Source organism: Rheinheimera sp. (assembly GCF_037442345.1).
Taxonomy (GTDB): domain Bacteria; phylum Pseudomonadota; class Gammaproteobacteria; order Enterobacterales; family Alteromonadaceae; genus Pararheinheimera.
Map to the genome: position 1 here is coordinate 1 of NZ_JBBIQL010000016.1, position 24,831 is coordinate 24,831.

General features: G+C 51.3%; 27 protein-coding genes. 18 read left to right on the plus strand and 9 right to left on the minus strand.

Annotated elements, in window-relative coordinates:
- The first annotated feature begins 174 nt into the window (after nucleotides 1-174).
- The 9 genes from WKJ04_RS11075 to alr all read left to right on the plus strand — a co-directional run bounded on the left by WKJ04_RS11075 (nucleotide 175) and on the right by alr (nucleotide 8,239).
- Nucleotides 175-786, plus strand: a complete 612-nt coding sequence (locus WKJ04_RS11075) for a tetratricopeptide repeat protein (protein WP_337880480.1) — start codon at nucleotides 175-177, stop codon at nucleotides 784-786.
- Between the two features lie 57 nt (nucleotides 787-843).
- Nucleotides 844-3,198 carry a ribonuclease R gene (gene rnr / locus WKJ04_RS11080; protein ID WP_337880481.1) on the plus strand — a complete coding sequence of 785 codons (2,355 nt, stop codon included), beginning with the start codon at nucleotides 844-846 and terminating at the stop codon, nucleotides 3,196-3,198.
- A 103-nt stretch (nucleotides 3,199-3,301) separates the two neighbouring features.
- Entirely contained in the window at nucleotides 3,302-4,045 is a 744-nt protein-coding gene (gene rlmB, locus WKJ04_RS11085; RefSeq protein WP_337880482.1) for a 23S rRNA (guanosine(2251)-2'-O)-methyltransferase RlmB, read from the plus strand.
- 171 nt (nucleotides 4,046-4,216) lie between these two features.
- Nucleotides 4,217-4,594 (plus strand): 30S ribosomal protein S6, encoded by a 378-nt coding sequence (gene rpsF, locus WKJ04_RS11090; RefSeq protein ID WP_337842303.1) that lies wholly within the window; start codon nucleotides 4,217-4,219, stop codon nucleotides 4,592-4,594.
- A 4-nt stretch (nucleotides 4,595-4,598) separates the two neighbouring features.
- Nucleotides 4,599-4,904, plus strand: a complete 306-nt coding sequence (gene priB, locus WKJ04_RS11095) for a primosomal replication protein N (RefSeq protein ID WP_337880483.1) — start codon at nucleotides 4,599-4,601, stop codon at nucleotides 4,902-4,904.
- Nucleotides 4,905-4,914: 10 nt separating this feature from the next.
- Nucleotides 4,915-5,142 (plus strand): 30S ribosomal protein S18, encoded by a 228-nt coding sequence (rpsR, locus tag WKJ04_RS11100; RefSeq protein WP_031568572.1) that lies wholly within the window; start codon nucleotides 4,915-4,917, stop codon nucleotides 5,140-5,142.
- Nucleotides 5,143-5,174: 32 nt separating this feature from the next.
- Nucleotides 5,175-5,627: a 50S ribosomal protein L9 gene (gene rplI / locus WKJ04_RS11105; RefSeq protein ID WP_337842301.1), complete on the plus strand. Its 453-nt coding sequence runs from the start codon at nucleotides 5,175-5,177 to the stop codon at nucleotides 5,625-5,627.
- Nucleotides 5,628-5,777: 150 nt separating this feature from the next.
- Nucleotides 5,778-7,166 (plus strand): replicative DNA helicase, encoded by a 1,389-nt coding sequence (gene dnaB, locus WKJ04_RS11110; protein ID WP_337842300.1) that lies wholly within the window; start codon nucleotides 5,778-5,780, stop codon nucleotides 7,164-7,166.
- On the plus strand, nucleotides 7,166-8,239 hold the full coding sequence (alr, locus tag WKJ04_RS11115) for an alanine racemase (protein WP_337880484.1): 1,074 nt from the start codon (nucleotides 7,166-7,168) through the stop codon (nucleotides 8,237-8,239). Before dnaB ends, alr begins: the two co-directional genes overlap by 1 nt.
- A gap of 40 nt (nucleotides 8,240-8,279) precedes the next feature.
- On the opposite strand, the gene WKJ04_RS11120 is transcribed toward alr, so the two are convergent.
- Together WKJ04_RS11120 and WKJ04_RS11125 are read right to left on the minus strand one after the other, a co-directional pair.
- Nucleotides 8,280-8,744: a chemotaxis protein CheX gene (locus WKJ04_RS11120; protein ID WP_337880485.1), complete on the minus strand. Its 465-nt coding sequence runs from the start codon at nucleotides 8,742-8,744 to the stop codon at nucleotides 8,280-8,282.
- A 177-nt stretch (nucleotides 8,745-8,921) separates the two neighbouring features.
- Nucleotides 8,922-9,371 carry a transcriptional repressor gene (locus tag WKJ04_RS11125; protein ID WP_337880486.1) on the minus strand — a complete coding sequence of 150 codons (450 nt, stop codon included), beginning with the start codon at nucleotides 9,369-9,371 and terminating at the stop codon, nucleotides 8,922-8,924.
- Nucleotides 9,372-9,549: 178 nt separating this feature from the next.
- Here WKJ04_RS11125 and WKJ04_RS11130 point away from each other — a divergent pair, with 178 nt between their 5' ends.
- From WKJ04_RS11130 to WKJ04_RS11150, 5 genes are all read left to right on the plus strand, one after another.
- A complete protein-coding gene (locus WKJ04_RS11130) occupies nucleotides 9,550-10,347 on the plus strand; it encodes a glycosyltransferase (protein ID WP_337842296.1) in 798 nt (265 codons plus the stop codon).
- Nucleotides 10,348-10,434: 87 nt separating this feature from the next.
- Nucleotides 10,435-11,412 carry a tRNA dihydrouridine(20/20a) synthase DusA gene (gene dusA, locus WKJ04_RS11135; protein WP_337880487.1) on the plus strand — a complete coding sequence of 326 codons (978 nt, stop codon included), beginning with the start codon at nucleotides 10,435-10,437 and terminating at the stop codon, nucleotides 11,410-11,412.
- A 166-nt stretch (nucleotides 11,413-11,578) separates the two neighbouring features.
- On the plus strand, nucleotides 11,579-11,857 hold the full coding sequence (locus WKJ04_RS11140) for a hypothetical protein (RefSeq protein ID WP_337880488.1): 279 nt from the start codon (nucleotides 11,579-11,581) through the stop codon (nucleotides 11,855-11,857).
- Nucleotides 11,858-11,860: 3 nt separating this feature from the next.
- The gene (locus WKJ04_RS11145; RefSeq protein WP_337880489.1) at nucleotides 11,861-11,986 is read left to right on the plus strand and encodes a hypothetical protein; all 126 of its coding nucleotides are present in this window, start codon (nucleotides 11,861-11,863) and stop codon (nucleotides 11,984-11,986) included.
- A 522-nt stretch (nucleotides 11,987-12,508) separates the two neighbouring features.
- Complete coding sequence (locus tag WKJ04_RS11150; RefSeq protein WP_337880490.1) at nucleotides 12,509-12,715, plus strand: PspC domain-containing protein; 207 nt, start codon at nucleotides 12,509-12,511, stop codon at nucleotides 12,713-12,715.
- 46 nt (nucleotides 12,716-12,761) lie between these two features.
- On the opposite strand, the gene prmA is transcribed toward WKJ04_RS11150, so the two are convergent.
- From prmA to cutA, 6 genes are all read right to left on the minus strand, one after another.
- On the minus strand, nucleotides 12,762-13,640 hold the full coding sequence (gene prmA, locus WKJ04_RS11155; protein WP_337880491.1) for a 50S ribosomal protein L11 methyltransferase: 879 nt from the start codon (nucleotides 13,638-13,640) through the stop codon (nucleotides 12,762-12,764).
- A gap of 103 nt (nucleotides 13,641-13,743) precedes the next feature.
- A complete protein-coding gene (accC, locus tag WKJ04_RS11160) occupies nucleotides 13,744-15,087 on the minus strand; it encodes an acetyl-CoA carboxylase biotin carboxylase subunit (RefSeq protein ID WP_337880492.1) in 1,344 nt (447 codons plus the stop codon).
- Between the two features lie 14 nt (nucleotides 15,088-15,101).
- Nucleotides 15,102-15,551: an acetyl-CoA carboxylase biotin carboxyl carrier protein gene (gene accB / locus WKJ04_RS11165; protein WP_337880493.1), complete on the minus strand. Its 450-nt coding sequence runs from the start codon at nucleotides 15,549-15,551 to the stop codon at nucleotides 15,102-15,104.
- 29 nt (nucleotides 15,552-15,580) lie between these two features.
- Nucleotides 15,581-16,039 (minus strand): type II 3-dehydroquinate dehydratase, encoded by a 459-nt coding sequence (aroQ, locus tag WKJ04_RS11170; RefSeq protein WP_337842288.1) that lies wholly within the window; start codon nucleotides 16,037-16,039, stop codon nucleotides 15,581-15,583.
- Between the two features lie 253 nt (nucleotides 16,040-16,292).
- Nucleotides 16,293-18,065 carry a protein-disulfide reductase DsbD gene (locus WKJ04_RS11175; protein WP_337880494.1) on the minus strand — a complete coding sequence of 591 codons (1,773 nt, stop codon included), beginning with the start codon at nucleotides 18,063-18,065 and terminating at the stop codon, nucleotides 16,293-16,295.
- Nucleotides 18,058-18,372, minus strand: a complete 315-nt coding sequence (cutA, locus tag WKJ04_RS11180; protein WP_337880495.1) for a divalent-cation tolerance protein CutA — start codon at nucleotides 18,370-18,372, stop codon at nucleotides 18,058-18,060. The genes WKJ04_RS11175 and cutA overlap by 8 nt, the downstream gene beginning before the upstream one ends.
- A 221-nt stretch (nucleotides 18,373-18,593) precedes the next feature.
- On the opposite strand from cutA, the gene WKJ04_RS11185 reads away from it, so the two are divergent.
- From WKJ04_RS11185 to WKJ04_RS11195, 3 genes are all read left to right on the plus strand, one after another.
- Nucleotides 18,594-18,884, plus strand: a complete 291-nt coding sequence (locus WKJ04_RS11185) for a co-chaperone GroES (RefSeq protein WP_337842285.1) — start codon at nucleotides 18,594-18,596, stop codon at nucleotides 18,882-18,884.
- Nucleotides 18,885-18,926: 42 nt separating this feature from the next.
- Nucleotides 18,927-20,561 (plus strand): chaperonin GroEL, encoded by a 1,635-nt coding sequence (gene groL, locus WKJ04_RS11190; RefSeq protein WP_337880496.1) that lies wholly within the window; start codon nucleotides 18,927-18,929, stop codon nucleotides 20,559-20,561.
- Between the two features lie 219 nt (nucleotides 20,562-20,780).
- Nucleotides 20,781-21,509, plus strand: coding sequence for a hypothetical protein (locus WKJ04_RS11195; RefSeq protein WP_337880497.1), 729 nt, complete (start codon nucleotides 20,781-20,783; stop codon nucleotides 21,507-21,509).
- 46 nt (nucleotides 21,510-21,555) lie between these two features.
- Here the strand turns inward: WKJ04_RS11195 and WKJ04_RS11200 are convergent, their stop codons facing one another.
- Nucleotides 21,556-23,610: a S9 family peptidase gene (locus WKJ04_RS11200; RefSeq protein WP_337880498.1), complete on the minus strand. Its 2,055-nt coding sequence runs from the start codon at nucleotides 23,608-23,610 to the stop codon at nucleotides 21,556-21,558.
- A gap of 182 nt (nucleotides 23,611-23,792) precedes the next feature.
- Here WKJ04_RS11200 and WKJ04_RS11205 point away from each other — a divergent pair, with 182 nt between their 5' ends.
- Nucleotides 23,793-24,830, plus strand: coding sequence for an FAD:protein FMN transferase (locus WKJ04_RS11205; RefSeq protein ID WP_337880499.1), 1,038 nt, complete (start codon nucleotides 23,793-23,795; stop codon nucleotides 24,828-24,830).
- Nucleotide 24,831: the final 1 nt, after the last annotated feature.

Sequence of the window (24,831 nt, forward strand, 5' to 3'; positions counted from 1 at the left end):
TTTTCGATGATAACCACCTGCTGAAGCAGGTGGTTTAGGGGCTGAAAATAAAAAACGCTGCTTCGGCAGCGTTTTTGCTTTTTATGGTCTGCCAGTTTGTTGACGTCCAGATTGGCGTAAATTTTGTATAAAAACTGCCAGATACTGGATGCCCTTGCAGGACCCACAACACAGATGAAGAAACTGGTACTGATCGCAGCGTTGCTGTTAGCTTTTCATCAGACTCAAGCTCAGGAGCTTGAAGTGGTGCAGCTTTACACTCAGGACGAATTACTTGACCTGATTAAACAAAACATTCATCTGCAGCGGGTACAGGCTGATGATTGCCAGCTGGTGAACGACATTCAGGCCCGGGCAGATGTGATGAAAGTGCCGGCTTATCAATTCCTGTACGGCGATATGCTGGCCTATGGTGTCTGTGTGCGCAAAGACGTGGAACGGGGCTGGGACCTGATGCAGCAGGCGGCAGCCCAAGGGTTGCCGGAAGCGCTGGAGCAGGTGGGCCGTTATTACCATACCGGCAAATTTGTGCAGCAGGACAGAGATAAAGCCATCCTCTATCTGCGGGAAGCGGCAGGTCTGGGTAATTTAAATGCCCAGCTGCGCTTTGGCCAGATGCTGGTGGATGGAGACGCCAGTCCGGTGGATATGGAACAAGCCTATCGCTGGTTGCACCACACTGTGATTGCTGATGAAAAAAAACATGCGCAGGTTACGCAGCTGCTGGCTCAGTTAGCCAACAAAATGCCTGGGGCTGTATTGGAGAGGGCGAAAAAACCACTGTAGTGAAAAATTCACCTGCCCCTGCTACACTGCGCTCAGATTTAAACAAAAAGAGATACCATGACGGTTAATGATCCGCATCTTGCGCGTGAGCAGGAAAAATACGAAAACCCTATCCCAAGCCGGGAATTTATTCTCGAGCATTTAAAACAACGCCAGCAGCCGGCCTACTTTGAAGAACTGGCCTCTGAGCTGAAATTATCCGACGAAGACCAGCTGTTTGCGCTGAAAAAGCGTCTGCGCGCTATGGAGCGTGACGGTCAGTTGTTGTTTAACAAAAGCAAACGCTATGGTCTGGTCGATGACCTGGATTTACACAAAGGCACTGTGATAGGCCACCGTGAAGGCTACGGCTTTCTGAAAATGGAAAAAGGCGGGTCAGACTGGTTTATTCCGCAGTTTGAAATGAAGCGCCTGTTGCACGGCGACGTTGTATTGGCGTCTGTGTCCGAGTTCTCCGGCAAAGAAAAAATTGAAGCCCGAGTAGTGCGGGTGCTGGAACCCCGCACTGAACCCATAGTTGGCCGTTATTTTAAAGATTTCGCTTTAGGGGTGGTGGTGCCTGACGATCCGCGCATCAGCCAGGACATTGTGATTCCACCTGGCGACGAAAATGGCGCCCGCCATGGCCAGGTGGTGCTGGTTGAAGTGGTGCAGCGCCCGAGCAAACGCATTAATGCAGTGGGAAAAATTATTGAGGTACTGGGTGAACACATGGCCCCTGGTATGGAGATCGAAATCGCGATCCGTAATCACCAGATCCCTCATGTGTTCTCGCCAGAAGTTGAGCAGCAGGTCAGTGCCTATGGCCCTGAAGTACCAGCTGAAGCCAAAGCGGGCCGGGTTGATTTGACCGAGCTGGGTCTGATCACTATTGATGGGGAAGACGCCCGGGATTTTGACGACGCGGTTTACTGCGAGCGCAAAGAAGACGGCGGCTGGCATTTATGGGTGGCAATTGCCGATGTCAGTGCCTATGTGCAGCCGAATACGCCGCTGGATAAAGAAGCGCTGGACCGCGGTAACTCAGTGTATTTCCCGGACCATGTGGTACCTATGTTGCCCGAGCAGCTGTCCAATGGCCTCTGCTCATTAAACCCGCACGTCGACCGCCTTTGTTTTGTCGCCGATATGCATATCAGCGCCAAAGGGAAGCTGGAAGGTTATCGCTTTTATGAAGCGGTGATGCATTCCAAAGCGCGCCTGACTTACAACAAAGTGCACGCCATTTTGCAGGGCGACCCGAAACTGCGTCAGCAGTACGAAGCCAATCTGACCAATATTGAGACCCTGAATTCGCTGTACAAACAAATGGCGAAGTCGCGGGCGGAGCGGGGCGCCATTGAATTTGAAACGGTCGAAACCCGTTTTATCTTTAACAGCCACCGCAAGATTGAACAGATTGTGCCGGTGCACCGCAACGAAGCACACAAGCTGATTGAAGAATGTATGATTCTGGCCAACGTGGCCGCTGCGCAGCTGATTGAAAAACATGAAGCTCATGCCTTGTTCCGGGTGCATGAACGGCCGGATGGCGACCGCTTTGCGAACTTTAAACGTTTCCTGGCTGAGTTGGGTATCAATGCCGATATTTCCAATGAGCCGACGCCGCTGGAGTTGATGCTGGTATTGCAGAAACTGCAGGACAGACCGGACAAAGAACTGATTGAAACCACCATGCTGCGTTCGATGAAGCAGGCGGTGTATCAGGGCGACAATCTCGGCCACTTTGGCCTGGCGCTGGAAGCTTACGCGCATTTTACCTCGCCTATCCGTCGTTACCCGGATTTGGTGCTGCACCGGGCCATCAAAGCCATTCTGGCCGGGCAAGGGCAGCAGGTGACCGGTGCCCGTGGTTACAGTGCAGAGCAAATTGCGCCTTTGGGCGAGCAGTGCTCCATGACGGAGCGCCGTGCCGATGATGCCACCCGGGAGGTGTCAGACTGGCTGAAATGTGAATACATGCAGGATCATGTCGGTGACAGCTTCAAAGGGGTGGTGTCCACTGTCACCAATTTTGGCCTCTTTGTACGGTTGGTTGACCTTTATATTGAAGGTCTGGTGCATGTCACCTCCCTGCCGAATGACTATTACCACTTTGATACCGAGCGGCAGCAGCTGATTGGTGAGCACAGCGGTGCCGGTTACCGGATGGGCGATCTGCTGGAAGTCAAAGTGCTGGCAGTGAACCTGGAAGCACGCAAAATTGATTTGGGTGTGGTCGGCGCGCCAGCCAAAGTGTCGGGCCGTAAAATCAATGCCAGCAAAAAAGCAGCGCAAAGCCCACAGGAAGAAAAGGCTCAAATGCGCAAAAAAGGCGCACGTAAAGCAGAAAAATCTTCTGGTGCGCCTAAAGCCGCGTCGAAAAGGCCCGGCAACAAACCTGCGGCCAAACCGGCCCGCAAACGCAAGTAACAGCATTCACGGCAGAAATTTGCTAAACTTGCCGACATTTCAGGCCCGGAGCTCCGGGCCTTGTTGTTTCTGAGGCGCCGTCGCGCCCAAAGCTGAGGACATCATGAGCGCAGATTTTGTGTTTGGTATTCACGCCGTTAAGGCCTTGTTTGAGCGCAGTCCGGAAGATGTGCTGGAATTGTTTGTGCTCAAAGATCGCGACGACCAGCGGCTGCAGCCCATTTTGCAGCAGGCCCGCCAGTTTGGCGTGTCGGTGCAGTTCTGCCAGCGCCGGGTGCTGGATGACAAAGTCGACGGTGCTCAGCATCAGGGCGTGGTCGCCAAAGCCCGGATGCAACACAGTGGTGATGAAAAAGATCTGGCACTGATTATTGAGCAGCAGACCAATCCGTTATTGCTGATCCTCGATGGTGTGACAGACCCGCATAACCTGGGGGCCATTTTACGGAGTGCCGATGCGGCCGGAGTACATGCAGTGGTCGCGGCGAAAGACCGTTCCGTCAAGCTGACGCCAGTGGTGCGTAAAGTGGCCTGTGGAGCTGCTGAAGTGGTGCCTTTTATTACGGTGACCAACCTGGCGCGTACCATTCGTGAACTCAAAGACGCCGGTGTCTGGGTGGTGGGGGCGGCCGGTGAAACCGACAGCAGTATTTACCAGACCCGCCTGACCGGGCCTTTGGCCATTGCGATGGGGGCTGAAGGCGACGGCTTGCGTCGTCTGACCAAAGAGCTCTGTGATTCCTTGATGAAAATCCCTATGGCCGGTTCAGTGTCCAGCCTGAACGTGTCGGTTGCCACTGGAATTTGCCTGTTTGAAGCGGTGCGCCAACGCAGTAACGCCAGCTAAGTCAGTTTTTTCTCTCATTGGGTATTGCTGCCGTGTATTTTTGCAGCAATGCCTTGTGCTGCTTGCACAAAGTCCCTAGAATATGCCCCCTTCGACCACCCAAGAATGTTCCTTGCCTCTATGCGAGTCTGGTCGAGCTCAGCCGGGGCTAATTAACCGTAAGGAGCTACCATGCGTCATTACGAAATCGTTTTTATGGTTCACCCTGATCAGAGTGAACAAGTTCCAGGCATGATCGAGCGTTACACTGGCGCGATCAAAGAAGCTGGTGGTTCAATTCACCGCTTGGAAGACTGGGGCCGTCGCCAACTGGCTTACCCAATCGAGAAGCTGCACAAAGCTCACTATGTTCTGCTGAACGTAGAAGCACCACAAGCAGTGATCGATGAGCTGGAAACTAACTTCCGCTATAACGACGCGGTATTACGTAACCTGATCATGCGCACTAACGGTGCTGTGACTGAGCCATCACCAATGGCTAAAGTACGTGAAGAACGTCGTGAACGTGCTCCTCGTGATTCTGAAGAGCAGGTAGCAAACGACGAGTAATTGAATGGACAACAGCGTCGTTTTCACCGGGCAAATTTGTCGGCAGGTGGAGCACAGCGAAAGTCCGGCCGGTATCCCGCACAGTTATCTGGTATTGGAGCACCGCTCCATACAGCAGGAAGCCGGCATGAATCGCCAAACCTATGTCCGGCTTCAGGTCGTGTGCGCAGGGCAGGCATTCAGTTCAGTCACTCACAATTTGACAGTGGGGAATACAGTTCGGGTGTCAGGCTTTTTAAACCGGCATCAGAACCGCAGCGGTCAGTCAAAACTGGTGCTGCATGCCCAACAGATTGAAATTTTAAGTTAGGAGAAAGTTCATGGCCCGTTATTTCCGTCGCCGTAAATTCTGCCGTTTCTCTGCCGAAGGCGTGCAAGAGATCGACTACAAAGATACAGCTACTTTAAAAAATTATGTCACTGAAAGTGGCAAAATTGTTCCTAGCCGTATCACTGGTACCAGCGCTAAGTATCAGCGTCAGTTAGCCCGCGCGATCAAACGTGCCCGCTACCTGGCTCTGCTGCCATACAGCGATTCACACGCATAAGCCTGGTTCAACGATACAGAGAGGATTAAACAATGGATATTATTCTGTTGGATAAAGTTGCTAACCTGGGTGGTTTAGGCGACAAAGTGGTTGTTAAATCTGGTTATGCCCGTAACTTCTTATTCCCACAAGGAAAAGCAGTTCCTGCAACCAAAGCTAACATCGAAAAATTCGAACAGCGTCGCGCTGAGTTAGAAGCCAAACTGGCTGCTAACCTGACTGCTGCTCAGGCTCGCGCTGAGAAGCTGGCGGCTCTGGCTGAAGTGACCATCGCTTCTAAAGCGGGTGACGAAGGCAAACTGTTCGGTTCAGTCGGTACTCGTGACATCGCTGACGCTGTGACTGCAGCTGGCGTTGAAGTGAGCAAAGCTGAAGTGAAACTGCCACACGGCGCTCTGCGCGAAGTGGGCGAGTTTGACATCGATCTGCAATTACACGCAGAAGTGACAGTGACCATCAAACTGGTTGTTGTTGCTGAGGCGTAATTGCCAGGACAGGCCGGGGAAACCCGGCCTGTTTTTTTGTATTTCGAAACATCCGCTAGAAAATCTCTCTGCTGCTGCCTTCTGCCTATGGTAGGCTAAGCACCTTTACTGACTCTTCGTTATCGGGCGTTTCGCCTGAACTTCAGGTCTATGGACAAACAAAAAGACAAACAAGTCGCTGCGGTGAAGATGCCGCCTCATTCTATTGAAGCCGAACAGTCCGTACTGGGCGGTTTGATGCTGGACAATGACGCCTGGGACAAAGTGGCGGAAAAAGTGGTGGAGCAGGATTTTTACCTGCGCTCACACCGCTTTATATTCTCTGCGATGGCGCGTGTCGCTGAAGCCAATCAGCCCATTGACTTAATTACGGTCTCTGAAGATTTAGAACGCAATCAGCAGCTGAGTGACGTCGGTGGTTTTGCCTATTTAGGTGAAATTGCCAAAAATACCCCAAGTGCGGCCAATATTCTGGCCTATGCCGATATAGTCCGTGAACGTGCAGTGGTACGCGATATGATTGCGGTTGCGCACGATATTGCCGATGCCGGTTACGACCCGCAAGGCCGTAACAGCGCTGAGCTGTTGGACTTCGCCGAAACCAAAGTCTTTAAAATTGCCGAACAGCGCGCCAATGCCAACGAAGGGCCTGAGCCTATTCATGACATTCTGGCCAAGACCATCGACAAAATTGACGAGCTGTTCCGTAACCCCAGCAATGGGGGCATTACCGGTGTCTCCACCGGTTATATGGACCTGGATAAAATGACCAATGGCCTGCAGCCATCGGACTTGATTATCGTCGCCGCCCGTCCGTCCATGGGTAAAACCACCTTTGCGATGAACCTTTGTGAACACGCTGCTATTACCAGCGACAAGCCGGTGCTGATCTTCAGTTTAGAGATGCCGTCCGAACAAATCATGATGCGTATGCTGGCGTCCCTTGGCCGTATCGACCAGACCAAAGTGCGGACAGGTCAACTGGATGATGAAGACTGGGCGCGTTTATCTTCGGCCATTGAGCTGCTCAATGCCAAAGGCAAAATGTATATTGATGATGGCTCTGGCCTGACGCCGACCGAAGTGCGCTCGCGGGCCCGCCGGGTGGCGCGTGAGCATGGTGGCCTCAGTATGATTATGGTGGACTACCTGCAGCTGATGACGGTGCCGGGTTTATCAGAAAACCGCACCTTGGAAATAGCAGAGATTTCGCGTTCATTAAAAGCCTTGGCAAAAGAGCTCAAGGTGCCAGTGGTTGCGCTGTCGCAGCTGAACCGTTCTTTGGAGCAGCGGGCCGATAAAAGGCCAGTGAACTCTGACTTGCGTGAGTCCGGTTCCATAGAGCAGGACGCCGACTTAATTATGTTTATTTACCGGGACGAAGTGTATAACGACGACAGCCCGGACAAAGGCACCGCAGAAGTCATTATCGGTAAACAGCGGAACGGCCCTATAGGCCGTATTCGCCTGACTTTCCATGGCCGTTTCTCCCGCTTTGATAACTATGCCGGTACCGCCCGTTTTGAGGATGAGTATTAATGAGCCGTCGTCCTCAGGCCCGTATTGATACGGCCGCCTTGTTGCATAACCTGCAGCGGGTGCGTGAGACCGCGCCAGCGGCTAAAGTACTGGCGGTATTAAAGGCCAATGCTTATGGCCACGGCTTGCTGAAAGTCGCTGAAACTCTCAAAGACGCCAATGCTTTTGGTGTCGCCCGTATTGACGAAGCGTTAATGTTACGTGCCGGTGGGGTGGTCAAACCCATAGTGCTGCTGGAAGGTTTTTTTCATGCAGACGAATTACCTCAGGTGGTCGCCAGCAATCTGCAGATAGTGGTGCATCATCCTTCACAGGTTGAAGCCTTGGTTCAGGCGCGGCTGGATGCAGCTGTGCAGGTCTGGTTAAAGCTGGATTCTGGCATGCACCGCTTAGGCTTATTACCGGATGAGTTTTTACAGGCTTACCAGCAGTTGAGTCAAAGCCCGAATGTGATCAAACCCATGCGGTTGATGACCCATTTTGCCTGTGCGGATGAGCTGAAGAGCCTTGCGACGACGCAGCAAATGCAGCAGTTTTTTGCTGTTGTTGAGGGTTGTCAGGGCGAGCTCTGCCTGGCCAATTCGGCTGGTGTCTTTGCCTGGCCACAAAGCCATGGCGACTGGGTGCGGCCTGGCCTTGCACTGTATGGTGTCTCTCCGCTGGAAGACGGGGATGCGTCAGCCCTCCATTTGCAGCCTGTTATGACGTTTTGCAGCAGTGTGATTGCCGTGCGCACTGTGCAGGCCGGCGACAAAGTGGGGTATGGCGGCAGCTGGACTGCAACTCAGCCGACCCGTCTTGCGGTGGTGGCTATAGGCTATGGTGACGGTTATCCACGTAATGCCGGTAATCATTGTGAAGTGCTGATTAAAGGCAAGCGCTACCCTATAGTAGGCCGGGTATCAATGGACATGACCACTGTGGATATCGGCGATGCTCCGATAGAGCAAGGGGATGAAGTGGTGTTGTGGGGAGAGGGCCTGCCAGTCGAGGAAATTGCAGCCAAGGTGCAGACCATTCCTTATGAGCTGCTTTGCAATATCACCAGTCGGGTGGAAATGCATTATCTTTAAGCATAAAAAAACCGGCTTGCGCCGGTTTTTTTGCCACAGACTATTCGTCGAAACTGACTTCGATAAAAACTTTGCCGTGGTCAGAATCAAAAGGCATTAAGATTTTGGCACCTGTGGTTTTATGGGTAATGGTGTGCCCTTTTCCAGACACTACGACTGGAGTGGCCATATTAAACTCGTAGCCTTTTTCACCTAAAATACGTTTGGCACCACCAGTGACCATATTGGTGATTTCCCCGACCATATCTGTGACTTCTTCGTTGATCGTTGCCGGGCGCTCACCCAACATACGCGCCATAATTTCCAGCGCCAGAGATTCTTCAAAAGTAACAGAAAAGGAGCCTTTGGTCGTAGGACCAATCATACCTATTAAACCAGACACTTCACCCCGGGCCACTTCGTCTTTTTTCAGTCGGGGCTGACCTGGAACTATCTTGGTGCTGGCCATAGTCGCCAGCACATTGACCAGCGAAGAAAGAAATGGGTTTACATACTCAACATTCATGTAATTTGCCTGTTCAGAACCGGACTTGTCTCTGGCTTCTCAGAAAGGTTAGGTCTGTTGCTATCAGAACTCAAGTCTAGCTTATTGTTTTGGTATGAAGTTTTCCGCGTCAGTTTACAAAAAAATACGATACTGTTCACTAAAATAACGACTGACGCCAAGCAGCGTCAAGCAGATTCAGCCGTTTGCCTCTTTTTTAAGGCAAGATTGGCAAATCCCATGGGCTTCTATAGTTTGCCGTTGAATTAAAAAGCCTTTTTCTGATGCCAACCGTTGGAACTCTTGTTGCAGCGGTGTGGAGTGTAATTCTTCAACATGATTGCAGCGATCACAGATCAACAGTTGTGCCGGGTGATGCTCTTCAAAGTGGTGACACAGCAAAAAAGCATTGCTGGATTCAATTTTATGAATAAACCCCTGCTCGGTCAGAAAATCCAAAGCCCGGTAAATGGTGGCTGGTTTGGCGGCAGGCTCTGTTTGTTTGAGTTGGTCTAATAATTCATAGGCACCTATACCACCATGGGTATCAGCCAGCAGACGAAATACTTTTTCGCGAATACTGGTAAAACGGGCACCATTGACTTCGCAAATATGGCGGGCCCGGCTGACGAGCGACTCAATCGACATAACAGACTCCATTAAAATCTGACGCAGTTTAACACAGATGCCGATGGACACCAGAACTCCGCCGTACCCAGTACTGGCAGAAGCTATTCAGTAACAATTCATCACATCAAATAAACAATGTTCACTTCTTGCCTGACGGCAGTTTTATACCATAGCCACAGCGTAAAGGAGCAAACATATGGCTATTCCAAAGATTATTCATTATGTCTGGGTCGGTCCCAACAAAAAGACTGAATTGGTGGAGCGCTGTATCGAAAGTTGGCGACGGTATGCGCCGGACTATCAGCTGGTGGAGTGGAATAATGAAAAATTTATGGCGACCGACAATGCGTATGCCAGGCAGGCCTTTGCGGCCGGTAAGTGGGCTTTTGTTTCGGATTACCTGCGCCTCTATGCGTTAGCCAGCCAGGGCGGGTTTTACCTGGATACGGATCTGGAGCTGACCGGAAGCTTAGAACTATTCCGCCAGCATCGCTTTGTCACCGGGTTTGAACGCTTTAAAAACCGTTATGCACCCGTAACTGCATTAATGGGCGCAGAAGCTGCTAACCCCATTATCACTGAATTGTTGCATATGTACCAGCACCGCTCTTTTACCCGCAATGATGGTTCTTTGGATTTGACGCCCAATACAGGATTGATTGCAGAGTACTTTGCGCAGCGCTTTGGTTTGCAGGCGCCGTATCAGGGGGCTGGCCAGGTGCAGTTGGAACCAGGAGCTGTAATTTACCCGAGTCATTACTTCTGTACACCGGAAGCAGGGTTGCCTAACTACAGTATTCACCACTTTAACGGGTCATGGTTTCCTGAGTATGAACGCCGGCCACTGCTGCGTATGACGGGGTACCAGTTGGCTTTGCTGAAGAGGAACAAGGTACGTTCAGGTCAGTTGCCTTTGTTGCAAGGTGAGCATTTGATTGGCTGCCTGCGGCTGTTTAAGCGTTATAGTCTGATGCTGGCCAGCTATCAAAGCTGAAATTTCACGGAAAATCGGCTAGAATCGCTGCCTTGCCCGGGCCAGCCTGTCCAGGCAGCGAAACCTGATAACTGAGCCGATTGCCACATGCCACACAGCCAACTTTCCCACCGTTTCTCTGTTGCCCCTATGCTCGATTGGACAGACAAACATTGCCGTTATTTTCATCGTCTGTTGTCACAACATGCAGTGCTGTATACCGAGATGGTGACGACAGGAGCCATTATTTATGGCCAGGGGGATTACCTGGGCTTTAACGAGGAAGAACATCCTTTAGTGGTGCAGCTGGGCGGTTCTGACCCGGTGGATATGGCGCGTTGCGCCAAACTTTGTGAAGAACGGGGCTATGACGCCATTAATATCAATGTGGGGTGTCCATCCGACCGGGTGCAAAATGGCATGTTTGGTGCCTGCCTGATGGCACAACCACAACGGGTGGCTGACTGCGTGAAAGCCATGGCAGATGCAGTGGACATACCGGTGACAGTGAAAAGCCGCATTGGCATAGATGAGCTCGACAGTTACCAGTTTCTGGTGGATTTTATTGGCACTATCAGCGAAGCCGGCTGCCAGCAGTTTATTGTGCATGCGCGTAAAGCCTGGCTCAATGGTTTAAGCCCGAAAGAGAACCGCGAAATTCCGCCGCTGGATTACCTTCGGGTCTATCAACTGAAACAGGATTTCCCGCAGCTCGACATCAGCATTAATGGGGGGATCAAAACGGTGGATGACTGCCTGGGCCATTTGCAGCACGTGGATGGTGTGATGGTAGGGCGCGAGGTGTATACCAACCCCTTATTGCTGGCTGAAATTGACCAGGCCATTTATCAGGACAACAGGGTTGTTCCAACACCGCATCAGGTGGTGGAACTGATGATCCCTTATATAGAACGGCAGATGGCCACTGGCAGCCGGTTTTGGCATATAGCCCGTCATATGCTTGGTTTGTTTCAGGGAGTACCCGGAGCCCGGTTATGGCGACGTCATTTAAGTGAGGTTGGGCATTTGCCTGACAGCGGTCCGCAGGTGTTATTGGATGCCTTGGCCAAGGTGCCAAACAGATAGCTAAAAAGTGGTGAAATTCACCACTTTTTTTATTCCTACGGTTTTCGCTGAGATGGATGAGCAAAGCTCACATTCCAAGTTATTGTTTATTAACATATTATTTTTTTGTTCAGTTTGGCACAGCAATTGAACTATCTGATTGTCCTTAACCCAATGGAGAATCACGATGAAAACGTTAATTGCTGCCGCTGTACTGTCTGTATCTGCTATCTCTGTGCCTGCTCAGGCAACGCAGGTTGATTTAGCAACCCTGACTGATTTCAGTGTAAAAACCCTGACCGCTGATTTTATTGCCAAGCAGATCAGTGACATTAAATACTCTGTACTGGTGCAGGCGGAGCAAAGCCTGGCTCAGTTGACTGCCGCTGCCACACCACAACAAACTGAGCAGTCAGTGGCTGACAAAGCCCCGGTAGTGAAAATTATCGATCAGACCGGAGAGTAACGGATGCTGATGTTAACAGTCTGGCTGTTAGGGTTGTTTTTATTACCTGTCGCCAGTGTCGGAGTGATCTCCCTGTTGTGGCACTGGCTCAGTCAGCCGCTAAAAATTCCTTCGATAACCCGGTCTTAGCAGTACCGGGTTTTTTCTATCTGCGCCGGACTTCTCCTCTGCATTGGCTGATTCGCCATTCTGTTACAAAGCCTGTTTTTCATTTCTCTGCCCATTGGTCCACCTTTACCTGCAACATAATCATTTTGACTAAAAAGTGGTTAAAAAAACATTTGTACGATATTTAATCGTCACTTCAGGTTGTTCAAATTGTATTTAACTTTGTTAATTCATTGATATTTAAGGTAAAAATATAATTTTCAGATCTGGCATTAAAGTTGAATTGTATAGATATCAGTAAATTGCTGATCACTAAATTGACTAACTTGAGGAGAGATAAAATGGAAATGGTAGCTTTCGCTGTAGTAATGGTTTGGTTAAGTGTTGTGGCTGTTTGGGCTTACGACGAGTGTTAATAAATTCACCACTGCAGGCAAATAAAATGACGCTGATAATGCTTAACATTGCAGTCGTCTGGGCTCTGGCAGCAATGATGTGGTTTCTGGATCAGAAGGTCAGACAACAGACGGGGGAGTACGACAAATGAGAACAATCAATGATGGCTCGTGGTTTATCAACAAAGCGCGACGGAAAATTGCAGGGGTCTGCGCTGGCTTTGCCAGTTATTATGACCAACCCGTCTGGCTGGTCAGAGCCTTGGTGATCCTGCTGGCTTTGTGTTTTCCGGTTGTGGTCCTGGTGGCTTACGTGGCGGCTGCGGTATTTTTACCGGCACGTTGGGTGGTTTAGTATGAAGTGCTGTACCGCAGGTGGCTGTGGCCACCTGCCGAATTGATTAACGCTTACGGGCTGTCAGACGAACCCATTCTTCTTTGACCGCCACAGGGTCAAACTCGAATTCAGCCTGATACGCGGCAATCACTGAATCGGCCTGGCTTTCCAGAATACCGGATAATGCCAGTAAGCCCCCACTGCGAACATAAGCACTGATCACGCTGCTGAGTTCTGCCAAAGGTCCTGCCAGAATATTGGCTACTACCACGTCAGCCTGCAGACTTGGCTGGTCTTTTGGTAAGTAGAGTTCAATTTGCCCTGCAACACCATTGCGCTCTGCATTCGCTTTGCTGGCTTCAATGGCCTGAGGGTCTATGTCAATGCCAATGACCCGGGCTGCACCCAATTTCAATGCGGCTATGCCTAAAATGCCGGAGCCACAACCAAAATCAACCACTGTACTTTGGCTTAAATCCTGCGCATCCAGCCATTCCATGCATAAGGAGGTCGTCGGGTGGGTGCCGGTACCAAAGGCCAGACCCGGGTCGAGCATCACATTGACTGCTGACGGGTCCGGAATATCTCGCCAGCTCGGGCAGACCCACAAGCGCTGACCAAACCGGATTGGATGAAAGTTATCCATCCATTCGCGTTCCCAGTCTTTGTCTTCCAGTTGTTCCAGTTTGTAGTGCACGCCTTGTTTGAACATAGATGCCTGTTCCAGCTGACGGATCACTTTGGGCATCGGGTGTTCAGCATCAAACAGACCCACTACGACCGTATTGGTCCAATACAGCACTTCGCCAGGCATGGGTTCGTAAATCGGGGTGTCTGCAGCGTCAACAAAACTGACGGCCTGGGCTCCCCAGCTCATCAGCATGTCACTGACCTGTTCAGCTTGTTTTTCTGTGCTGTGCACACGCAGTTGGATCCAAGGCATACAAAAACTCGTTTGGCGGTAAAAGCAGGGGGCGAATTGTAGCAATAAAAAACAAAAAGGGTCAGAGCTTCAGCTCTGACCCTTCAGGTTATTTTCAGCACGCTTACTTCAGACCGAGTTTATGCTCTAAATAGTGGATATTGGTGCCACCTTTATTAAAGTTTTCGTCGTTCATAATCAGCTTATGCAGTTCGATATTGGTTTTAATGCCACCCACCACCAGCTCACTCAGCGCATTACGCATCCGGGCTAAGGCGATATCACGGTTTTCACCGTAAGTGATCAGCTTGCCGACCATGGAGTCGTAGTTTGGCGGTACTGTGTAATCGGCGTAGATGTGTGAATCCCAACGCACACCGTTACCACCAGGTGGGTGGAAGCGGGTGATGGTGCCAGGCGACGGGATAAAGGTCTTGGCGTCTTCCGCGTTGATCCGGCATTCCACTGCGGCGCCGCGGATCACTATATCACTTTGTTTCAGACGCAGTTTCTCGCCGGCAGCAACCCGCAGTTGCTCTTTGATCAGATCCACACCTGTGATCATTTCTGTCACAGGGTGTTCAACCTGAATACGGGTGTTCATTTCAATGAAGTAGAACTCGCCGTTTTCATACAGGAACTCGAAAGTACCGGCACCGCGGTAATTCAGATCAATACAGGCCTGCACACAGCGGCCACCGATAAAGTCACGTTGCTGTTGGGTAATGCCCGGCGCCGGCGCTTCTTCCACCACCTTCTGGTGGCGACGTTGCATAGAACAGTCACGTTCGCCCAAATGGATGGCATTGCCCTGGCCGTCGGCCAGCACCTGAATTTCGATATGACGTGGATTTTCCAGGAATTTCTCCATGTACACCATGTCGTTACCAAAGGCAGCTTTGGCTTCTGCTTTGGTCATCTCGATGGATGATACCAGCTCTTCTTCCGCACGAACCACCCGCATACCACGGCCACCACCGCCACCAGCGGCTTTGACGATAATCGGGTAGCCAATGCGCTTCGCAATGGTTTTGTTGGTTTCCGGGTCGTCACCAACGGCACCATCGGAGCCTGGTACACAAGGCACACCGGCTTTTTTCATGGCTTCAATGGCAGATACCTTGTCACCCATCAGGCTGATGGATTCAGGGCGTGGGCCGATAAAAATCAGACCACTTTCTTCCACTTGTTGCGCAAAGTCGGCCCGTTCAGCCAAAAAACCATATCCAGGGTGAATAGCCTGGGCATTGGTCACTTCAGCGGCCGCAATCAAGGCCGGAATGTTCAGATAACTTTGTGGTGAAGGGGCCGGGCCGATGCAAATGGTTTCGTCGGCCAGCAACACATGTTTCAGGTTGCGATCGACAGTCGAATGCACCGCCACCGTTTTAATACCGAGTTCTTTACAGGCGCGTAAAATACGCAGCGCTATTTCCCCCCGGTTGGCGATCAGGACTTTTTCTAGCATGGGACTGCCTTCTGTTATTCGATCACAAACAAGGGCTGGTCAAACTCTACCGGCTCGCCATTTTCCACCAGAATTTGCGTCACAGTACCCGCTTTATCGGCCTGGATCTGGTTCATCATTTTCATCGCTTCCACGATGCACAGGGTATCACCGACTTTGACGCTCTGGCCTACTTCAACGAAGGATTTGGCAGTAGGCGACGCGGCGCGGTAGAAAGTACCGACCATAGGAGAACGCATCTGGTGGCCCGAGATGGCTGGTTTGGCTGCTTCAGCTGGAGCTGCGGCGGCTGCTACAGGGGCTGCAACTGGTGCAGGAGCTGCAGCATATTGAACCGGTGCATACTGCTGAACAGGGCCGTTGCGGCTGATACGAACCGATTCTTCACCTTCGGTGATTTCCAGTTCGTTAATACCTGATTCTTCCAGCAGTTCGATCAATTTTTTAATTTTTCTGATATCCATGACATAAGTGCCTGTGTTGTAGTGGATAGTTAATTGGTTGATTTTGTTGATAACTGCGATACAGCTGCTTGCAATGCAAACTGGTAACCCATGGCGCCAAAACCACAGATCACTCCTTTGGCTATATCGGACAAATACGAGTGCGCCCGGAAGGGTTCACGGGCATGTACATTGGACAAATGCACTTCAATAAAAGGAATGGCGACGCTGAGCAGCGCATCACGAAGTGCAATACTGGTATGAGTAAAAGCGCCCGGGTTGATCAGAATGTAATCCTGCTCGCCCATCGCCTGATGAATGGCATCAATCAGCTCGTGTTCTGCGTTGGATTGCAGATGGCTGAGCTCGACCTGCATTGCTGCGGCTTGTTCGGTCAGCTGACTGACAATCTGGGCCAATGTCTGGGAACCATAGATCTGAGGCTCGCGTTTACCGAGCATATTCAGATTTGGGCCATTGAGCAGCAAAATCTTCAATTTTGACGCCATATTACGCGATGTTCCCCAAAAATTCTTATTGTGCAGTTTATCCTGCCAGAGCAGCTGTACAATTGCATTTTTTTTAAGCAGAGGCCGGGTGGTCCTGCAGTTTTGCGCCTTATTATAGTGAAATCGTTGCAAATGGCAGCAAAATACTGGTCTTATCAGCAGAGCGGAACTTTTTTGGCTGGTGGTGGACGATGGCAGCTAAAAGAGCGCAAAGCCAGTACAGAACTGACTTTGCTTCAGACCAACACCCAGATTATTGGTTCAGTATTGCGGTTAAATGACGCTGAAAATCAACTGGCCCCATAAAGCCTGTGATGCGGGATTGGGTCAGTTCCTGGCCATTTTTGTCAAAAAGCAGCAGGGTCGGCAGGCCGATCACCTGAAAATGCTCCAATACCTGCTGGTCAATAGTGTTGGCTTCCGTGACATCCACTTTAATCAGCACAAACTGGTTCATCAGCGCTTTTACGTCGGCGTCCGCGAATGTGATGTGCTCAAACTCCTTACAGGCCACACACCATTCAGCGTACAGATCGACCAACACAGGTTTGCCTTGTTCTGAGGCCTGCTGTACCGCCTGTTGCAACTCACTCAGGGTATCCAGAGTGCGGAAGCCAGTTTGCTGCACAGGCTGCACAACCGCTGTGGCAGGTTTCGGTAACCAGTAGCCTAAGTTAGCGCCGACTGTGCCGAACATCAGACAGAGTGCCAACACCCATGCACTGCTTTGTGCTAGTGGCTGCTGCAATTGACGCGATAAGCTGTGCAGGTAGACCGCCAGCATCAACAACAACAGCGTGGCCAATACAACCACAACGGCAAAGGGCAAGAAGCGGGATAACAGCCAGACCGGCACAGCGAGCAGCAAAAATGCAAAAATTGTTTTGACCGCATTCATCCAGGCACCGGCTTTGGGTAAGAATTTTCCGCCTGTGCTGCCGAGGATCAGCAGTGGCAAGCCCATACCCAGACTCAGAATATAAAGTGTCAGCGCCCCCAGCGCCAAATCACCGGATTGCGCCACATACAACAGCGCGGCAGTCAGCGGTGCTGTGGTGCAAGGGGAGGCCACCAGACCGGACAACACCCCCATCACAACGGCGCCTTTGACACTGCCACCTTGTTGTTGGTTGGACAGCTGGTTCACTTTACTGAGCCAACGTTCCGGCAGGCTCAGGGTAAACACACCAAACATCGACAACGCCAGCAGCACAAATAAGACACTGATGGCAATTAACACAGCCGGGTGCTGAAAATAGGTCTGGAATTGCAAACCCAGGCTGGCCACCAGCAAACCAAGCAATGAGTAGCTGATCGCCATGCCCTGCACATACGCCATCGACAAACTAAAAGCACGTTTGCCACTGAGTTGTTGGCCCTGTCCGACAATGATGCTGGTCAGAATAGGGTACATAGGAAAAACACAAGGAGTAAACGCCAGGCCAAGGCCCAGCAGGAAAAACAGCGCCAGAGTGGTGACCAGATTCTCGCCCTGCAATTGCCCCAGCAGCTGCAGTTGTTCAGATACCGGGGCCTCTGTTGTCGTTGTGGCTGATGCCTGCACTGGAGCTGTCGCCGCCACCGTAGTGGCGGTAAGTGGAATTTCCAGGGTCTGTACCGGGTAGCAGAGCCCGGCTTCAGCACAGCCTTGATAACGCACTTTAAGCAAGCCATCAGGCCCAACCTGGCTCAGCGGAATTTCCAGGATCACCTGATGAAAATAGACTTCAGAGTCACCGAAGGTTTCATCGCTGACCATGCGGCCTGCTGGATAGTGCGGGTGAGAAAAGCTGAGATCCACCCCAGCAAATTTAAATTTGTCTTTATAAAGGTAATACCCGTCTGCAATGGTAAAGCTGAGTTTCAGTGCGTTACCGTCCTGACGAAAATCCGCCACAAAGGCCTGCTCCACTGGCAAGTATTGCGGCTGCTGAGTCAGTTGCGCCAGTACTCCCCCAGGTTGCACCTGAGCCAGGCTGAGATGGGAAAAAAGTAAACACACAAAGAGCAGTAAGGATCTAATCACGTTCAGTTACCTCATACAGCCAAGTCTGATACGACGCCAATGCAGATTCTACAGGCAAAGCGATAATTTCCGGAACCTGATAAGGGTGCAACGCCAGAATGGCCTGCTCTATCTGGACATAATCCTGCTTACGGGCTTTCAACAGCAGAGGGATCTCTTGTGTCTGCTCTATTTTTTCTTGCCAGTTGTAAACAGAACGCACTGGGGGCAACAGATTCGCACAGGCAATTAAACGCCGTTGCAGCAAGTCATGGCTGATTTGCTCAGCGACGGCTGCAGTGGGGCAGTTGCAGAGAATAAGCAACATCATGGACTCCTGATTTGGACATACCATCACTGACCTGAGCGGCACAGTTTTTATTGCATGGCTTGGGGCTGTTTGCTGGAAAAATGTGCAATCAGACAAGCCGGCGCATTTTTTTCGGCGGCAGCCCTTGGGATTGTAAGGGCTTTGCCCCATATAGCCAGTACTCAATTTTTAGCGTCAGCTAATTTATAAACAAACTCGCTTTTAGGAGATAAAAAAGCATGAACATTCGTCCATTACACGATCGCGTGATCATCAAGCGTCTGGAAGCTGAAAGCAAATCCGCTGGTGGCATTGTGCTGACTGGCGCTTCTGCTGAAAAGTCTACCCGTGGCGAAGTGGTGGCAGTAGGTAACGGCCGTATTCTGGAAAACGGTTCAGTGAAGCCATTAGACGTCAAAGTAGGCGACAAAGTGATTTTCGGCGCTTATGTAGAACGCACAGAAAAAATCGACGGTCAGGAATATGTCATCACCAAAGAAGACAACATCCTGGGCATTATCACTGAGTAACTGAATTTTCCGTCTGAAAACCAAATTTGAGGATTAGTAAACATGGCAGCAAAAGACGTACGTTTTGGCGATGACGCCCGCAATAAAATGTTAAAAGGCGTAAACATTCTGGCAAACGCTGTTCGTGTCACTTTAGGACCGAAAGGCCGTAACGTGATTCTGGATAAATCATTCGGCGCTCCGCTGATCACCAAAGACGGTGTGTCAGTGGCCAAAGAAATCGAGCTGGAAGACAAGTTCGAAAACATGGGCGCCCAGATGGTGAAAGAAGTGGCGTCTAAAGCCAATGATGAAGCCGGTGACGGTACTACTACTGCTACTGTACTGGCGCAAAGCATCATCAACGAAGGTGTCAAAGCTGTTGCCGCTGGTATGAACCCAATGGACCTGAAACGTGGTATCGACAAAGCTGTTGCTGCCGCGGTGGAAGAGTTAAAGAAACTGTCTCAGCCATGTGCCGACAGCAAATCAGTGGCTCAGGTAGGGACTATTTCTGCCAACTCAGACACTGAAATTGGTGAAATCATTGCCAGCGCCATGGACAAAGTGGGCAAAGAAGGCGTGATCACCGTCGAAGAAGGCCAGGGCCTGGCGAATGAGCTGGCTGTGGTGGAAGGGATGCAGTTTGACCGCGGTTACCTGTCTCCGTACTTCATCAACAATCAGGAAGCGGGTCAGGTGGAACTGGACAACCCATTTATCCTGACAGTGGACAAAAAAGTCAGCAACATCCGTGAACTGTTACCAGTGCTGGAAGGTGTGGCGAAATCTGGCAAACCTCTGCTGATCATTGCTGAAGATATCGAAAGCGAAGCTTTGGCTACGCTGGTGGTGAACAACATGCGCGGTATCGTCAAAGTGACAGGCGTAAAAGCGCCTGGTTTCGGTGACCGCCGTAAAGCCATGCTGCAGGACATTGCCGTGCTGACTGGTGGTGTAGTGATTTCTGAAGAAATAGGTCTGGAGCTGGAAAAAGCCACGCTGGAAGACTTAGGTACGGCCAAACGTGTGGTGGTGACCAAAGACAACACCACCATTATCGATGGGGCCGGTGAGCAAGAAGCTATCGATGGTCGTATCAAACAAATCCGTCAGCAAGTGGAAGAAGCCACTTCTGATTACGACAAAGAAAAGCTGCAAGAGCGTCTGGCCAAACTGGCTGGCGGTGTGGCTGTAATCAAAGTCGGTGCTGCTACTGAAATTGAAATGAAAGAGAAAAAACACCGTGTTGAAGACGCGCTGCACGCAACCCGTGCTGCGGTGGAAGAAGGTGTGGTGCCTGGCGGTGGCGTGGCTCTGGTGCGTGTTGCAGCGAAAATTGCTGGCCTGACCGGTGCCAACGAAGATCAGACGCACGGTATCAAAATTGCGCTGCGCGCGATGGAAGCGCCACTGCGTCAGATCGTCGACAACGCAGGTGACGAGCCTTCCGTAGTCGTGAATGCAGTGAAAGGCGGTGAAGGCAACTACGGTTACAACGCGGCCAACGGCACTTACGGTGATATGGTCGAAATGGGTATTCTGGACCCAACCAAAGTGACCCGTTCTGCATTGCAGTTCGCTGCTTCTGTCGGTTCACTGATGATCACCACCGAAGCCATGGTGACAGAACTGCCGAAGAAAGATGCACCAGCTGCACCAGATATGGGTGGCATGGGCGGCATGGGCATGATGTAAGCCCGGCTGTTTAAGCACTGCACAAAACCCGGCCTGGTGCCGGGTTTTGTTTTTTCCGTCGCTATGCTTCAGCTGCGGTACAGCCAGAAGGCGGCAAAATTAGGTCAGGCCTGGTGTTTTTGCTACACTGCCGCCCCTCTGACGATGTCTGGACTGACGGCACCTTTTGGCTGACCGTTGGTCTAACCCCGACCCTAAACAAAGGCTGGATACTTATTGATGCGAATTTTTTTGCTCCCTCTGCTGGTGTGCAGTGCAGTGCTGATGGCAGAAGAAACCGGTCAGGCCAATGCAGAAGGCAATGCGTTGTCTTATGCACTGAAGGTGGCGAAACCATTGAAAGCCAATGTGCAGAGCCGTTGTCCGGATGACACGGCGTTGTCAGTCGTACTGGATGCGGAAAAACAACAACTCTGGCAGGACTACTGGCTGGATCAGGCCAAAGCGGCAAAAGGTTCAGCACTTTATGCCTGGGTGTATGGTCCGGACTGGCTAACCCGCTTCAAGCATCAGTTGTTTCCTTTAACTGGCGAACTGCAGAGGCCCGCCCGCCTGGGTGACAGCTACCGTTATGAATACAGTTTTGAGCAGTCTGAGCAGGCAAATGTCGCCTTCCCGGATATGCTGGTGTTTGATATCCGCTTCAACGGTTTTCTGAACGCGCAGACGCCGGATTTACAAATCCAACTGAATAAAGACTTGAGCCGGGTGGCTGGAGTGGCGGATCTGGATTTGGCACTGAATCAGCGTATGGTGCACAACCCTTGCCTGGTGGCGACACTGAACAGTGCCGTGGAAGCGGAACAGGTGGAACTGAAAGTTGCAGGGAAATCAGTGAAACAGCTGCGCTTGAGTGATGAGTTATTACCCAGTCGGCTCTGTGTGGTGGAAATCCACCAGCAACAGCAGGTCGTCGGCTCATTTATGATGCCAGCCACACAATGCTGACCCTTGATGACTGGGGCCAGAGCGGGACTCTGACCCCAAAGCCTGTTTAGGGCTGGGTGCGGTACTTGGCAAACCAGGCCAGGCTGTATTCCACTTTACCAATCATTCGGCTGGGTTTGTTTGAAATTCCGTGTGGCGAGCCAGGGATACGTACCATCACAGTGTCGACCTTGCGCAGCTTCAACGCCTGATAAAACTGTTCTGATTCGCTGATCGGCGTGCGTCTGTCTTCTTCGCCTGTCATTAGCATCACAGGGGTTTTGACATTGCCCACCAGCGATAATGGCGAACGTTGCCAGTAGTGCTCCACATTTTCCCAAGGCGTGCCCGGGAACTGATGGTAGGTCTGGTACAGATACGAATCCCCAGTCAGCACTTTACTCAGCCAGTTAATAATAGGTTTAGCGACCACAGCCGCTTTGTAGCGGTCAGTCAGGCCAACGGCATAAGCTGAAGCGATGCCACCGGCTGACCCCCCGGCAATAAACAGGTTATCCGGGTCAACAAAACCCAGCTCGATCATCGCGTTGACCCCTGAATCGTGGTCTGCGTAATCCTCTTTCGAACTGTATTTACCATGCAACAACATGGCGAAACGCTCCCCATAGGAGGTGCTGCCTCTGTGATTGTCGTAAAACACCACATACCCTTCTTTGGCAAACCGCTGCATTTCGGCGCTGAAATGCGGGCCATAGGCCAAATGCGGGCCCCCATGGATCTCCAGCAGCAGAGGGTACTTTTTGTCAGGGTCGAAATCGGGCGGGGTAATGTACCAGCCTTGGATCGTTTCACCATCAAAGGACGATTTGTAGTGAATTTCATGCACCTGACCAAGCTTTTTATGGCCCAACAGGTCTTCATTTAATTCGGTCAGGACCCGGGTTTTACCATCCACCAGCAGCGCCACATCGGCAGGCCGCTGCGGGGTGCCACGGGTAAAAGCAATCACTTCATTATTCAGGCTGTATTCGCCGCTTAAATACGGCTGTGGTAAACCGGCACCGGACAATTCATTGGTCAGTGGCGTCAGTTTGCCGGATAAACTGACCCGGGCCAAAGTACGTTTGCCCTGGTCGTCAAACTGCACCACCAGTTCGTCATTATCCAGCCACTGCGGATTCTCAATGTCTCTGTCCAGCCCGGCCTGCAGGTCGGTTACTTTGCCGCTTTTCAGATCCATCACCTTCAGTTTGCCATTGGTGTAAGGCACCTTGGCATTGTTGCCCCAGACAAACGCCAGCTTTTTGCCGTCTGGTGAAAAAACTGCTGCGCTTTCCTGGCCAGGCATTGAAGTCAGGTGGGTCAGTGCGCCAGTCTGCAGGTTGATTTGATGCAAATCGCTGTCTCTTGGCTGATACTCCCAGTCTTTATTCAGATTGGCAGAAAACACCAGCCCCTGACTGTCCGGCGTCCAGCTGAGGTCCGCGCCATAGTTGAAATCGCCATCGGTCAGTTGCCGCTCTTTGCCCCCTGTGGCGGGCACCACAAACAGATGACGGTATTCCGACTTCAGAATACCGGCACCATCGGCCTGATAATTGGCTCGTTCAATCAGGGTAAAAGGCGCTGACCATTTGGCACCTTCAGGCTTTTTCGGCAGCTTGGTGCTTTTCATCAAGGCGGTCGGTGCGGCTGGCACACTCATGGTGAATGCCAGTTGTTTGCCATCCGGTGACCAGCTCAGGTTACCGGGGCTTTTTTGCAACTGACTGACCAAAGCGGTTTTATTCTGATTCAGGTAATGCACATGAATTTGACGTGAGCCGCTGCGATCGGAAATAAAGGCAATGCGGGAGCTATCATCAGACCAGCGTGGTTGACTGTAATTAAACTGGTCCGCAAAAAGTGGTGTCTGGGCACCGGTGTTCACATCAATCAACCACAAACTGCTGTGGGTGCCGTCGGTCATAATGTCATTACTGTTCCGCACATACACCACAAAACGGCCGTCCGGCGATACTTGCGGATCGGCGGCGTACTCCAGTGCAAAAATATCTTCAGATTCAAAATAGGCTGAACTGGCAGCGAATGCGGCCTGGGGCAAGGCAGCCAGAAAGCTCAGCCCCAGCAGGGCGTGGCGGAATAAAACAGGGTGTTGCATAGGAAACCTCAGTATTTTTTCTTATCTCGCTTACCCTAACGCAGAGTAACCTTTTTGCCCACCACTGCAGCGACCAGCTCCCGTATTCTGGCGTTTAATCTGGCGGCCAGGCGCGCTGCGGCTGGATTTTAGCAGGCTGATAAATTACACTGGCCGCATCTTTTCCCGCCAGTTTTATTGCTATGTTATTGAATCGTCTGTGTTGTTTTGTTGTGGTCAGCTTATCTGTGTTGGGCTGTTCTGACCCTGATCCCATTCAGCGGATCTCAGGCCCGGCTCAGGGCTCGACTTTTATGGTCAGCTATTGGTCAGAGCAGCAGGTCGATAAAGCTGCACTTGAGCAAAAGCTGAAGCAAGAGCTGGATCGTATTGATCAGTTGATGTCGAACTACAGACCTGATTCGGTGATTGAAGGCTTTAATACCCAGCAAAGTGCCGAACCTGTGGAGGTTGGCACTGAGCTGGTGCAACTGGTGCAAATTGCCCGTGAGGTATCGGCCCACAGCCAGGGCTGTTATGACCTGACGATTAAGCCATTTTTTGAGCTCTGGGGTTTTCGTGGTGACAAGCTGACCAAACCCTCGGATGAACAAATTGCAGAAACCAAAGCCTTGATTGGTCTGGATAAAGTGAAAACCATCAGCCACAGCCAGCTGGCAAAAACTCAAGCGTCACTGCGTATTGATGTGTCGTCCATTGCTCAGGGCTACACAGTGGCGCAACTGGCCAAACTGATGGACCAGGCCGGTATCGAGAACTACCTGGTTGAAGTGGGGGGGGAACTGGTAAGCCGTGGTCGCAAACCAGAACAAAAACAATGGCGTATAGCTATTGAAAAGCCACTGCCAGATTCTCAGACGTTACAGAAAATTATTGCTGTTGAGCAAACGCAACCTCTGGCGATTATGACATCCGGTACCTACCGGCATTTTTATGATGAGGCCGGTGTCCGTTACAGTCATGTGTTGGATGGCCGCACTGGTGCACCTGTGACACACCCTACGGTCTCCACCACTATTCTGCTTCCGGATGCCACCTGGGCCGACGCCTGGTCCACGGCTTTTTTGTGTCTGGGCAGCGAGCAGGGCCTGCCGCTGGCGGACAAGCTGAAATTACCAGTGCTCTTTATTGACCAGCAAGGCAGCAGTTTTGTTGAGAAACCCAGCCAGGCCTTGACCGAGGCTCTGGCGTCCAAACAAGCTTTCAGTTTTGTGGAGTAAC

What these genes read in the sequence shown, in the direction of transcription:
- WKJ04_RS11075 (WP_337880480.1), top strand. Translation starts at nt 175, where the DNA reads ATGAAGAAACTGGTACTGATCGCAGCGTTGCTGTTAGCTTTTCATCAG.
- rnr (WP_337880481.1), top strand. Translation starts at nt 844, where the DNA reads ATGACGGTTAATGATCCGCATCTTGCGCGTGAGCAGGAAAAATACGAA.
- rlmB (WP_337880482.1), top strand. Translation starts at nt 3,302, where the DNA reads ATGAGCGCAGATTTTGTGTTTGGTATTCACGCCGTTAAGGCCTTGTTT.
- rpsF (WP_337842303.1), top strand. Translation starts at nt 4,217, where the DNA reads ATGCGTCATTACGAAATCGTTTTTATGGTTCACCCTGATCAGAGTGAA.
- priB (WP_337880483.1), top strand. Translation starts at nt 4,599, where the DNA reads ATGGACAACAGCGTCGTTTTCACCGGGCAAATTTGTCGGCAGGTGGAG.
- rpsR (WP_031568572.1), top strand. Translation starts at nt 4,915, where the DNA reads ATGGCCCGTTATTTCCGTCGCCGTAAATTCTGCCGTTTCTCTGCCGAA.
- rplI (WP_337842301.1), top strand. Translation starts at nt 5,175, where the DNA reads ATGGATATTATTCTGTTGGATAAAGTTGCTAACCTGGGTGGTTTAGGC.
- dnaB (WP_337842300.1), top strand. Translation starts at nt 5,778, where the DNA reads ATGGACAAACAAAAAGACAAACAAGTCGCTGCGGTGAAGATGCCGCCT.
- alr (WP_337880484.1), top strand. Translation starts at nt 7,166, where the DNA reads ATGAGCCGTCGTCCTCAGGCCCGTATTGATACGGCCGCCTTGTTGCAT.
- WKJ04_RS11120 (WP_337880485.1), bottom strand. Translation starts at nt 8,744, where the DNA reads ATGAATGTTGAGTATGTAAACCCATTTCTTTCTTCGCTGGTCAATGTG.
- WKJ04_RS11125 (WP_337880486.1), bottom strand. Translation starts at nt 9,371, where the DNA reads ATGTCGATTGAGTCGCTCGTCAGCCGGGCCCGCCATATTTGCGAAGTC.
- WKJ04_RS11130 (WP_337842296.1), top strand. Translation starts at nt 9,550, where the DNA reads ATGGCTATTCCAAAGATTATTCATTATGTCTGGGTCGGTCCCAACAAA.
- dusA (WP_337880487.1), top strand. Translation starts at nt 10,435, where the DNA reads ATGCCACACAGCCAACTTTCCCACCGTTTCTCTGTTGCCCCTATGCTC.
- WKJ04_RS11140 (WP_337880488.1), top strand. Translation starts at nt 11,579, where the DNA reads ATGAAAACGTTAATTGCTGCCGCTGTACTGTCTGTATCTGCTATCTCT.
- WKJ04_RS11145 (WP_337880489.1), top strand. Translation starts at nt 11,861, where the DNA reads ATGCTGATGTTAACAGTCTGGCTGTTAGGGTTGTTTTTATTACCTGTC.
- WKJ04_RS11150 (WP_337880490.1), top strand. Translation starts at nt 12,509, where the DNA reads ATGAGAACAATCAATGATGGCTCGTGGTTTATCAACAAAGCGCGACGG.
- prmA (WP_337880491.1), bottom strand. Translation starts at nt 13,640, where the DNA reads ATGCCTTGGATCCAACTGCGTGTGCACAGCACAGAAAAACAAGCTGAA.
- accC (WP_337880492.1), bottom strand. Translation starts at nt 15,087, where the DNA reads ATGCTAGAAAAAGTCCTGATCGCCAACCGGGGGGAAATAGCGCTGCGT.
- accB (WP_337880493.1), bottom strand. Translation starts at nt 15,551, where the DNA reads ATGGATATCAGAAAAATTAAAAAATTGATCGAACTGCTGGAAGAATCA.
- aroQ (WP_337842288.1), bottom strand. Translation starts at nt 16,039, where the DNA reads ATGGCGTCAAAATTGAAGATTTTGCTGCTCAATGGCCCAAATCTGAAT.
- cutA (WP_337880495.1), bottom strand. Translation starts at nt 18,372, where the DNA reads ATGTTGCTTATTCTCTGCAACTGCCCCACTGCAGCCGTCGCTGAGCAA.
- WKJ04_RS11185 (WP_337842285.1), top strand. Translation starts at nt 18,594, where the DNA reads ATGAACATTCGTCCATTACACGATCGCGTGATCATCAAGCGTCTGGAA.
- groL (WP_337880496.1), top strand. Translation starts at nt 18,927, where the DNA reads ATGGCAGCAAAAGACGTACGTTTTGGCGATGACGCCCGCAATAAAATG.
- WKJ04_RS11195 (WP_337880497.1), top strand. Translation starts at nt 20,781, where the DNA reads ATGCGAATTTTTTTGCTCCCTCTGCTGGTGTGCAGTGCAGTGCTGATG.
- WKJ04_RS11200 (WP_337880498.1), bottom strand. Translation starts at nt 23,610, where the DNA reads ATGCAACACCCTGTTTTATTCCGCCACGCCCTGCTGGGGCTGAGCTTT.
- WKJ04_RS11205 (WP_337880499.1), top strand. Translation starts at nt 23,793, where the DNA reads ATGTTATTGAATCGTCTGTGTTGTTTTGTTGTGGTCAGCTTATCTGTG.